This is a genomic window from Prevotella sp. KH2C16 (genome assembly GCF_900113305.1).
GTDB lineage: Bacteria > Bacteroidota > Bacteroidia > Bacteroidales > Bacteroidaceae > Prevotella.
In genome coordinates this window covers 17,878-29,749 of the sequence record NZ_FOOW01000028.1, presented here as the reverse complement: position 1 = coordinate 29,749, position 11,872 = coordinate 17,878, and the positions used below count along the sequence as shown (strand labels likewise).

The following is an 11,872-nucleotide window of genomic DNA, read 5'->3' as shown; positions in this document are numbered from 1 at the left end:
ACGCTCGACAAAAAGAAGAAAAAGAAAAAACGTAAAATACATTTATAATTATGGCAGACAATAATACATTTGTCCTCTTTGAGGAAATCAAAAAAAAGCTGGAAACAATTTACAGGGAACTGAAGGAGTTGAAAGAAAATGAGAACAGCTCTGTCTCTCTCCCTGTTTCATCTACCCCAGTACAAAGTGACGAACAACGGGAAGAAGCATTGCTCAATCAGTATGAGCAGCGTACAGAAGCCTTTATCAATAAGTACATTGATGTGCAAAAGCGCATCAAGGACGAGGAGGCTAAATCCATAGACAAATTGGCAGCGAGTGTCTTGACCATGCTGCACGAGTGGCAGGAGCAGAAAGAGCATCCACAACCGCAGGAACAGATTCACAGGCATAGCTTTGATATCAAGTCGTCGAAAATCTTTACTACTGTGGTGGCAGTGTCTGTCCTCTGTCTTGTTTCTTTGGTCGGCAACTATTTCTTGTGGCAAAGCAAACAGCAATATAAAGATGATGCCTTGAAATTTCGTATCATCAGAGTGTGGAGGGGCTGTAGCTCCAAGGATATTCTATGGCTCAACGATGTGTTTGACATTCATCGTAATGAAAACACAATCAGAAAAATTAAGAAGGCAACTGATAGTTACGACATGGAACTGAAGCAAAAGGCCGATAGTTTGATGCAAATGAAATTGAAATAACCCTATATATGAAGCAAGCCCAACCAAAATTCTCGCTTGGTTGGGCTTACTATAATGCCATATTATTCTATGATTTCCCAGAAGCCACCATTATCTGGTCCGACACGGCGAAGGTACTTATTACGCATATATTCGATATTACGCATAATAGAAGTCGCACTAATACCAACAGCAGAAGCAAGTTCCATCTTGGTTATATAGGGATTTTCTGCCATTAATTGCAAGATGGTAATACGATTTGATGTTAATTTATCACCATTTTCTAATGCTTTGGCTACAACTTTCTCCACTGTTACCTTTCGGTTATCAGTCACCCTATCAGATACCTTTGACTGTTCATCAGTCACCTTGTCAGATACCTTTAGATGATTATCAGTCACCTTGTCCGCATTCTCTTTCACAGACTTCTCTTGCTCCGACACAACCTTCGGCACTGTGATTTTCAAAATAAAATCATCAAGATGAAAAGATAAATGTGATGTACCATTAGCTTCTAACTCCCTACACATGCGATCCACACCTTCGCCAAACTCCTTTACAAAGTCGTATATTTTAAGGAATTGGGCTATTTTTGGATTACGCGAGAAATGTGTATGACGAATGTTAGAGGGCTTGACCGTTCCAGGCAGCCTACCTGGCGACTCGAATACAAGGCGATCGTCAAACATCTTAATTTGAATTTCAGTACCCTTGATATTGTAGGCACGGTGGCAGCAAGCGTTGACAACCATTTCTTGAATCACAAACCTTGGGTAATCCCTATTGGTTACAAACTGCCCATGCTGTCCCAGAAAAGTGTGTTCCTCCACTTGGGTTTCAAGATAAGCTATCGTGGCTTTCACCTGATCAAGTATAGTTCCTTCAAAAGTTACATCCTTGATGACATTCATCTGTGTTCCCACTCGTTCCTCTGTTCCTTTATAACGGATGAAGCGAGTGCGTCCACGAGGAAAAAACTTTTGAGGATATTTACAAAACAACAGAATACAAGCCACACTAACTTGCTCCTCTCCCTTTGCATTGGTAGTTATGAAACTATTATTCTCATGTAGATATTGCTTTGCCGATTTGGTATAGCCAATCAATTCTGTATATCTTTCGACGGCAGCCATATCAATATCATCTGCCGTAGCACCATACACAGCCGTATCTTCATAGTAGCGTTCTCCCTTATCGTACATCAACTGTATGCGTTCTTCAAAAGACAACTTCCTACTTTTGTCGCCAACACGCATAAAAGCTTCATCGGCTTGATTAGCATGCAATTCAGAGCTGGCAGGAATATGCATCAATAAAATATGATTTTCGTTCCCATCCTTATCCGTGCATGGTAACAACTCGCTGGTAATAGATACGGTTGGGTTACAGAAATCCAAAGGAACACGCAGCAACTCATTCAACTTTTCCGTATACTGGTCAACCCCCTCTATCTTCCTCGTCTTGTCAGACACACCGACAGCAATATCACCACCATCAGCATTAGCAAACGCCACGATGGTAATAGCCAATGCTTTCGGATCAATTTGAATGCTTTTGCAATCAAACGTCTGATCTTCCTTGCGAGTTATTATATCTTGTATAGTCATAGTGGAAATTATAATGTTACCATTTTTTGTTTATTATTAAAGGCTGCCTTAAGCGCGTAGAGACTGCTTTGCTCAGTTACGCCAACGAATAATATCCTGTCAGCCATTTCGCAAAGCCATCTATTCCTTATCATTGCTGTGTTCTTTGACTGACGTGCAGTATTACTTACAGAAATGATCAATAGTCTATTTTGAGTTAACGCTTCTTGTAATTCCTTAGGGATAACTTTATACATTCGCCGGGCAAGGACAAGAATAACAGGTTGGCTGCCCTTCAACAGAAAATGAAGTACATCTTGTTCCAATTTACTGTTAAAGCCACTGATAATACACTCTCCACGACTGCGCATCTCTGTTGCCCAGTCATACACCTTCAGCACCGTTTCTGAAGCGATGGTGCTTGATGCAAGGAAAGCTGTCTTTTCCAATTTCAGCAGTTCCTGATTGCCAAGATATTGCGTGTAGACTATCATTGATTATTCTCCTCGTTGTCCTTCTTCTTATTGTTTTTGCGTGGCGCAATACGTTTCAGGTCTTGGTCGAGTTCTTTGATGCTTTCAAGATGCTCTATTTGCCGTTGCTGCTCTTTGTAAGCAATATATTCCTTTGTAGCCTTAGAAACTGCCAACTTGTGAGAAATTGTACCAGCATGCTCAAGGATATTCTTTTCGTTCATGGTGAGTACAAGGCGCAACTTCTCTATCCAGTCACGCATATACATCGGTTTCTCTGCCAAAGCCTGCGCCTCGGCATAAGCAAGGAACTGTTCAACGATTAGTTTTAGTTGACCAATCTCTTTCTCATTCAGGTAGTTCTTACCTATCGTAATATCCCCTTTGGTAACCTTTCCCTCTTTTTCTGTGGAAGTGAGTCCCATCATTGGTAGTGAAGCATTGGCACGATAATATATAAGTTCGGCTGCCGTCTTTCCGCTGACAGCCCAAAGTAGTTTGTTCTGTACTTCCTTGAAGAAAGCCAATGTCATTTCAGCAGATGGATTATAGTCGATGCTTGTTGCATAGATATCCTTTATCTGCTGATAAAACACTCGCTCTGAGAGCCGTATCTCTCGAATACGGTCTAAGAGTTCCTTAAAATAATTGTAAGACGAACCTGTCTTGAACCGTTCATCGTTCAGCGCAAAACCTTTGATGATATATTCTCTGAGCCGCTGTGTAGCCCAAATGCGGAACTGCGTGCCCTGCTGCGACTTCACCCGATAGCCTACAGAGATGATTACATCGAGGTTGTAATAATCCACTTGATAAGTTTTGCCATCTGAAGCAGTTGTTGCATAATTTGCAACAACTGAAGAGGCTTGCAATTCTCCTTCCTCGAAGATATTCTTCACATGCCGTGAAATAGTAGATTTATCACGCCCAAATAATGTTGCCATCTGGTCTAATGACAGCCACACGGTTTCCTTTTCAAACCGAACATCTATCTTTATCTTTCCATCTGCCGACTGGTAGATGAGCATATTATCGTTGTTGCCTGTTTCCATTATTAAATTCTTTATTTATTGATATTGTTCTTTCATTTAATCACATCGAATTCGATAGGATTAACATTGTTCAGTTTTTCTATATTGTATAAAGTTTCGAGGTATACTAAAACATTTTTATTCCACCTTCATCAAGCCATTTCGGAATGTTTACATCTTTTGTCCTCGGATGTTGTTGAAAAATATGTCGCAAGCATGACATAGCATCATAGACCTCCCGCATTAGCGTATCTTGTTTCTTTGCATACTCTTTTGAAAAAACATTATCGATGGTTTTGTGGGCAGGGACTTGTCGTTCTTTACGAACTTTCCTAAAAGACTGAAAAATATCATCTAATCCCTTATTGTCATCTGTTTTATAGTTTTGTTTTAACCATTCTTCAAGCAATAGCAAAGTTCCTTTGTTTTTTTTCTCAACAACTCCGTCTTTTTCTTTGTATGTATACATCTCCATTGCAAATGATTTAAAGAAATTTCGATTCAAATTATCCGAAATCATTTTATCTAACTTCAATGTAAAATCATAATAATTTTTTGATGTTGGCAGGAAAGAAAAACTTAACGAACCTTCTTCAAATGTTGATAAAAACAAAGAAGTACCAAAAGCTGCTACTGATAATTCGTTTAATGCATTTAATTCACATATAAATGCACGATATATAGAATATGAATTGGCCCAACAGCCTATGACCATGTTTTTATAATATTCTTCTGTCATCTTACAATTAGTGTCTGTAATTTCAAAAGAATACCAATACGCTTGCTGTGTCTCAGACAATTTTCCTAAATCCGTTAAGAAAACACATATAATTCTATTGCCGTTAGAATCATATCCAAGCCCAAACGATTTCAAATATATTTGATTTCTTTTTGGTAAATCAGAGTTTCCATCCTTATCACATTCATATGAGATATAACCACTATAGCTGTTATATTGTAACTCGTATCTTGGATCATTACTATACCGTTCCAACACATTTAAATCGAAATAGACAACCTTTAATTGTGGTTCACATAAAGCCAATCTTTTCGTGTAAACCCCCATTGATGAAACATCTCTATTTTTCTTCAATACATTACAAGTTGGGTACAAACATATAGGATAGTCTGTATGTTCATAATGAATTTCTAAAATTCCTTCATTCTCTATTGTTTCAGTAATAGTTTTTGCAGATTCTAAAATTGCGATTTGTTTATCCTTACTACTTATAAAATTGTATATATGCGGATTAGTGCTGGACTGAATCATAACGAGTTCATCATTCACAAGCTGCTTTATAATATCTATAGACTCTACATATCCTATACCAAGTTCCGTAGAAACCTGTCTTAATGGAATGCCATTATAGTCATTAGATTCTACAAAGAAATCATACACTAATTTACTTATTGCGTTATGTAACTTTTTCATACTCTATTCCTCTTTCAGTTCGTCACCCATGCGGTATTTGATATCATAGTTGATGATGAAATCCAGTTCTTCTTCGGTGAAACCATAATGACGGGCAAGGACTTTGTCTATCTCGTCAATGATGGGCTTGGACTTTGCAGGATAATATTCCTCATAATATATTAGCCCACTATCATAGGTTCTGTTTTTTATTTCTTTAGTACTATTATAAGATATTTGTAATTGACTCTGCAAATTACCAAAATCAAAAGTACAATTGCCTATAGGAAAACAACTAATTTCTCGTTCTGAATAATCTCGGCAATTGCTAATATTCTTGTAATACCAATAATAAATCGAACTGTTAAGAATGCAAGTAATAAGGGCACTGTTTGTACTCTTCAGTAATTTATAATGTGTGGACTCTTGCATGCCAGGTTGACTGTTTGGTTTTTGGGACATTGCACGAATAAAATAAGTAGGTGCATTATGATAATATGTGTGTTCATCGCCACTACCTAAGATATGTCCTAAGGTTTTTTGTTTTGAAATTAATTTTTTGTAGATGCCCATTTCAATTGCTCGTCCAACTTTAAATAGAGATAAAGATGGATTCGTTCTTTTATTTTTTGTATAAAACAAACGGGTAAAAAGTACATTCCTTTCGATTACATTCCAGTGCTGATATGGACTAGAATAGTAAGATGAGTCTAAATTTAAACATCTTCTTCCTATAGCAATGGTTAACCTTTGCTCTACATTCTCAAATAATTTGCCTGGCCTATTAGAGTAAGAGGAAAACCACGAGTTTGTATTAGTTAATAATATATTCAGCAATGGTACAAATTTATCATTTGAAACGCAGGAAATAGGTATTATCATTCCATATGAAGAATGCATGTGGTATAGAAGTTGACAGCGCTCTAAAACAAATGCATATAAGTTGTTGCATGAAAGTGTTTTATAACCAGGCAATTTATAATTATCACTAACAGTTTTTTTTGTATGTTTATCTTTTTTGGTATAAACCACATACGGCGGATTTCCAATAATCACATCAAATCCTCCGTGATCATTGATAATCTCATAAAACTCTGCGAGCCAATGGAACGGCTGGTGCGACTGGTACCATGCATCGTAATCGGAGGTTGTGCCCACGGCACCAAACATCTGATGGTTCAACAGGTCGTTGAGCTGGGCGAGTCGTTCCTTCAGTTCGTGCTTGGCACGCTTAAAGGCTGCCATGTCTTCAACTTGTTTCAACTGTACGTCTTTAAAGATGTCATAAGTGCGGGCCACCTTATCCATCTCGTCGTTCACCTTCGTTTTGAACTCCTTAATGGCAAACATGTCTCCCTGCACCAAATCGCGTTCCAGTTCCTTCTGCGTGGCATAACCCACAAGAGTGTTACCACAGCGAATATTGAAGTCGATATCGGGCAATGGGTCGAGTCCTAAGTTCGGATCACGCTTATCCACCTCGACCACTGCCACCATCTTCAGGAACAGACGCAGCTTGGCTATCTCGGTAGCTTCCACCATGATATCCACGCCATAGAGATTGAGAAGAATGATGCTTTTATAGATGAAGTACTGAATGTTAGAGCGGTACTTATGTGCTATCTCCTGCAATTGGCGAGTAAACAAATGAGGATTCTTCTCGTTGAACTCCTGCATACGGTTGATGCAAACCTCATAGAGAGGTTCCAGAATGTTGAGTGCTGCAAAAAGGAAAGCACCCGAACCACAAGTAGGATCGAGGATTGTGACGTGCTGCAAGGCATCGTAGAAGTATTCCACAAACAGATGATTCTGCGTGTGTGCAAGATAGTCGGCTACGAACTGGCGAATGTCGAGATTATAGGTGATGAAGTCGTTGATGGCGGTTATCTCTCCCTTTTCTATCTTCGCCTTGATGCTGCGGTAGCGTTGTAGCCGTTCGATGGTTTCGCGCCATATTTCCGTAGGCAATGCCAAGGCTTCGGGCGTACGCTCATTCCAATGGCTACGGTGCTCCAAGAGGTTGGGATGCGTGGTGTCTAACCCTATGGCAATGTTGTCGGGCAGCGGCTGGTCGGCACCTTTCTTCATGGCATCGTAGATGTACCGGTCGCCACTCTCACGCAAGTATGTCCACAACTCACCATTGGGGCGGAATAGTTTTTCGTCTTTACGCTTGACAGCGTCCATCAGGTAAGGCACGATGGTGTTACGCCCGATGTACTCCGTGATGTCCTCCTTGGTATAGTAGGCTCCCATCTGTGCGCGGTCGTTGATGTATTGCTCAAAGATGTAACCCAGCACATCGGGGTTAATGTCGCGCCCTGATGCCGTCATGCGGTCGTCAAGATGCCAGTGCCATTTATCAAAGAAGTCGAAGAGGCTACTGAAAGCCTCATCGGCTATATCAAGTTCAGCATAGTCTTGCTCTATCTGATGCACATCGAACATTCCCCCATTGAGATAAGGTATGCGCCCATAAACAGCCTCAAACTCACGGTTGTGTTGGGGAGCGTTGAGCCCGTCGTGGAATAGGCTGACAAGGAAGCCTTTATAGAAATGGTTGAAGAAACGGTCCTCGCCCTCCTGCTCACGTGTCCACTCCAATTTGTGGCGCAGATAGTCGACATCGCCGTCCAAGAAGCCCTTTTTCTGAATGAAGTAGCAGAACATCAACCGGTTGAGCATCACCGAAGTGTACCACTGCTTGTTCTTGTTTTGCTTATCATCAATATGGTCGTCAATACCCATAATGAACTTCGTAAAGTTGTTGTGTTCCTTCTTAAATCCGGCATAGAAGTCTTTGGTGATCTTCTCCGAATTGATCAGGAATGATGCCTGTACCTTGTCGATGATGTCAAGAATGGTGGGATTATCTTCAATCGTAAATGAGAGATTTTCTATCTTCTCAAACAGAAAACCAGCTTTGTCAAGCGAATCATATTCTATCAGGACCATGTCGCGTTTTTCCACTTTCTTCACAGGAGCCACCCAAAGATGGTGCATCGTACCAGGAACCATGAAGATACAAATATAGTTTTCTGCATTCTTGCGGATTTTATGGTCAATACGCTTGCATACTGCCGTCGAAGGTATCTCGCTAACATGGCATTGCAGAATCTGAAAGCCTTTTCGCTCGGCAATTTCCTCTATCTGGAAGGTGGTGTCGTCTATCACCAGATCGGGCAATTGTGTAGCACCCTGAGGATTGTTCCATAACATTTCACTGATGAACAGTCCCTTGAAATCGGACGCTGATATGTACTGGTTGAATATATTTCTTTTCATACTTGTTTTAAGCTTTTAATCCCATAGAACAGATAATCACAGGGTCTTTGTGTTTCATTTTGTCCTCATCTACACGACATAGGTTTGCATTCTCGTACATTTCAATGACCGTATCCACAATATCGTCGTGCGAGTTGACAGTGCGCATCATGCGCCCGAGAATGAATTTGGAATTTTCCAACAGTGGATAGTTGTATATCTGGTCAATGGCAAACTTCAGCAACTCTTTCTTTTCCTGAGTGTAGAAGATGTTCAGTGGCTGCTCATAATAGTGGTTGAGCAAGTCGTACACTTTGCGCTTGGTGCTGAAACGACTGCCAAGAATGCCTCCCACATTAGTGTTTTCGTTCTTAATACCCTTCACCGCCTTCTCCACCAAGGCGAGGTGGTTGTCTTGTGCTGGCAGGCAAGGCTCATTGATGGAGCACGCCATGGCCTGGAGAATACGCTTCTGCGACTGACTCACAATCTCTCCCTTGGAGTTGTACCATGTGAGCACATCAAAGTCGTTGTAGGTGCGTGCATAGGTAATCACCCCGTCTTCCACTGTGCCGTTGGCAGCTTTTGTGGAATAGGCAATATTAGGTATGGCAGGAATGATGCGTTTCAAGTCGGGATTCGCATCAGTGGCATTCTTCCATATCTGATAAGCCTGCGAGCCGAGATCCACATCCACATCGTCTTCCTCATCGTCCAGGCTGCCGCTTTTCTCGTTGTACATGTCACGAAGGTTTTGCTCGTTGCCCTCGAAGAACACCTCGTCGCTCCCAACGATGCCGGCGTTCTCATTGATACGTTCGTTGAGCCGGGTGCGCAGGTTGATAATTTGCTCTACCTTGTCGGCAGGGAAGAACGAATAACAGTAGATTTGTTCAGAACTTTGGTCGATACGATCCACACGTCCTGCACGCTGAATAAGTCGGATAATAGCCCACGGTAGGTCGTAGTTCACGATGACATGGGCATCTTGCAAGTTCTGGCCCTCACTCAACACATCGGTTGCTATCAGCACACGCAATTCATTCTCTGTGGCGACATCTGCCTTGTTGCTCATGGGCGAGAATCTATCAACAATAGCAGTAGGGTTCTGTGTGCCTCCCGTCACCTTCTCTATATACTTGAAACCACGCTTCTTGAGTTGATGATACACATAGTTTGCCGTATCAGAGTATTGCGTAAAGACCACGACCTTGTCCTTCTGATGCTTATCATTCAGAAGAATTTCCAGCTCATTGAGTTTTTGGTCGGTCTGTGGATTCCATGCATCACACAGGTTGATCATGGCTATCAGTTGCTCGCAGTCTTTCTTCAATTGCTGTTTGAGCGTACGCTTAAAATACTTGGCATCTATCCACTGCACATTGTTTTTACCTACCAAGCCGTTGTAATACTCCTTAGCTTTATCCATATAGACCTGCATGTCGTTGGGAACGGTTATCAGGTTGTCGCCGGAGGAATACTCTTCATGCTCATCGTCATTCGTAAAGATGTCGTTGATATCGGCATCATCGATGAAATTTTCAGGGAAAGTGTTTTCATCACTGATGGGCAACTTCAATTTGTTGTCGATAGCATAGAGATATACGGCGTTGCGCAATATATGACGAAACAGGGTAATCAGGAACGAGAAGCCGCTGCTGTCGATACGCTTGAAGAATGTGCTCTTGCAAAATCCCATCATACGCGCTCCTGCACGCGACAAGTTTTCTATCAGGTTCTTCTCATACTTCGAAGCATCTTCTGCCCTCTTCTCGTCTAAGTAATGTATCAGACCATAACGAGGAAGATTCAGACTCTCCATCAAACCGATCATCTGCTCTGAATACAGACGGCTGTACTGATCGCCATCGACCGTCTGGAATTTGACGGCTTTCGGTACCCGGTCGGGGAAATAAGACTTATGCCCATCCTTGAATTCCAAATACTTTCGTCCATTCGTTGGATCGGTCTTTGCATAATTATCCCTAATAAAAGTGCGTGTGCGGCGAATCAGAAAGAGTTTCATCAGCTCCTGCCAGTCTTCCTGACAATCACTTCGTTCAAAAGCCTTGATACTCCGTATAAAGTCCTCGTGTTTCTCGGCAAACTTGCGCTCGCCTCCAATCTCGCGAATGTAGGCTTCCGGTCGGATGCCCAAGTCGGTATCATCGTCTATAAATAAACGCAACTGACTGCTCAAATCCTTATATTGCTTGTTGTAAGGTGTCGCCGTGAGCAACAACACCTTGCAATCTTGCTTCTGGATAAGCTCCTTGATATTGTGATAGCGCTGTCCCTGGCTGTTGCGCAGGTTATGGCTCTCGTCAACGATAATCAACTTGTAGAATCGGGCATTATCCACATCAATGGGCTTCGCCATCGACATAATGTCAGCCTTCAGGTCGTATTGCCGGCGATATTTGGCCCACATATCCTGCAGGTTGGCAGGACAGATAATCAGCGTGTTGCTGCCAAAGGTGTTCTCATACATTTTGGCAATGGCACAGGCGGTAATGGTTTTACCCAGTCCTACCACATCGCCAATCATTGCCCCGCCACGTTTCTCGTTGTTCAGATGGCGGGCGGCAATCTTCACCGCGGTCTGCTGGAAGTCGAAGAGATCGTTCTTGAACTCGGCAGGGATGGCAAACTCCTTGATGCCCGAACGAGCCTCCTCGCTCAAGTGATAGGCTGTTTTCAGATAGATATAATAAGGTGGAATGTCCCTATCGCCTGCCCAACTGTTATCAATAATCTCTATGAGCTCTTTGGTGATGTCAAGACAGAACTTGTCTTCCCAACGGTCGTTAAACCAGCGAGCCAATTTCTCAGCACTGTCGCTGTCGCCAAACTCCGCATTCAGTTCCCCCTGTTTTGTCAATCCCGAATAGGTGAGGTTGCTGCTGCCCATGATGGCTTGAATCTTGTTGAAATTATCATCGGGTCGATGCGCCAGATAAAGTTTGGCATGAAGCGGTTCGCGCAGATACAGTTTTACGCATACCTTTTCCTCTTTCATCTGTGCGGAAAGGCGGCGAAGCGTAAACTCATCCTGCTTAGTGGGGAAGCCTAACTGCAGCTGACGTCTGAACCCACGAGCTATCGACAGTTTGCACTGGCTCACATAGTTGGCATCGGGCAGCGGTTGCTCGGTATATAACTCGCGAATGATTTCCTCGGCAGGACGGTGCATACCTATGAGCAGCCTGCATTTGCGGAACACACGCTCGTCGTTTTCATAAATATAATCGCCATCAAGCGTATCTACCTGATCAACAACGAGGTTCCAGCCACGCAGGTTGAAATAACCCACACAGAAATCCACACGCTTCACACCGACATTGGTAATAATGCCTTGCAGCCCTTCAGCAAACTTGCTTTCTATATTATCATAAATTCGTGCCATAATACAAATCCTTCAATAGCC

7 protein-coding genes are annotated in these 11,872 nt (G+C 42.2%); 1 reads left to right on the top strand and 6 read right to left on the bottom strand.

Annotation, left to right across the window (positions count from 1 at the left end):
- The first annotated feature begins 50 nt into the window (after window positions 1-50).
- The gene (locus tag BM114_RS12700) at window positions 51-698 is read left to right on the top strand and encodes a hypothetical protein (protein WP_092113979.1); all 648 of its coding nucleotides are present in this window, start codon (window positions 51-53) and stop codon (window positions 696-698) included.
- A 62-nt stretch (window positions 699-760) separates the two neighbouring features.
- Here the strand turns inward: BM114_RS12700 and BM114_RS12695 are convergent, their stop codons facing one another.
- The 6 genes from BM114_RS12695 to BM114_RS12670 form a co-directional block, all read right to left on the bottom strand.
- Window positions 761-2,284, bottom strand: a complete 1,524-nt coding sequence (locus BM114_RS12695) for an RNA-binding domain-containing protein (RefSeq protein WP_092113977.1) — start codon at window positions 2,282-2,284, stop codon at window positions 761-763.
- 8 nt (window positions 2,285-2,292) lie between these two features.
- A complete protein-coding gene (locus BM114_RS12690) occupies window positions 2,293-2,757 on the bottom strand; it encodes a DNA-processing protein DprA (protein ID WP_092113975.1) in 465 nt (154 codons plus the stop codon).
- Window positions 2,754-3,788, bottom strand: coding sequence for a virulence RhuM family protein (locus tag BM114_RS12685; RefSeq protein ID WP_092113973.1), 1,035 nt, complete (start codon window positions 3,786-3,788; stop codon window positions 2,754-2,756). The genes BM114_RS12690 and BM114_RS12685 overlap by 4 nt, the downstream gene beginning before the upstream one ends.
- Window positions 3,789-3,894: 106 nt before the next feature.
- Complete coding sequence (locus tag BM114_RS12680) at window positions 3,895-5,199, bottom strand: hypothetical protein (protein WP_092113971.1); 1,305 nt, start codon at window positions 5,197-5,199, stop codon at window positions 3,895-3,897.
- 3 nt (window positions 5,200-5,202) lie between these two features.
- Window positions 5,203-8,466 (bottom strand): Eco57I restriction-modification methylase domain-containing protein, encoded by a 3,264-nt coding sequence (locus tag BM114_RS12675; RefSeq protein WP_092113969.1) that lies wholly within the window; start codon window positions 8,464-8,466, stop codon window positions 5,203-5,205.
- 7 nt (window positions 8,467-8,473) lie between these two features.
- Window positions 8,474-11,851: a helicase-related protein gene (locus BM114_RS12670; RefSeq protein ID WP_092113967.1), complete on the bottom strand. Its 3,378-nt coding sequence runs from the start codon at window positions 11,849-11,851 to the stop codon at window positions 8,474-8,476.
- Window positions 11,852-11,872: the final 21 nt, after the last annotated feature.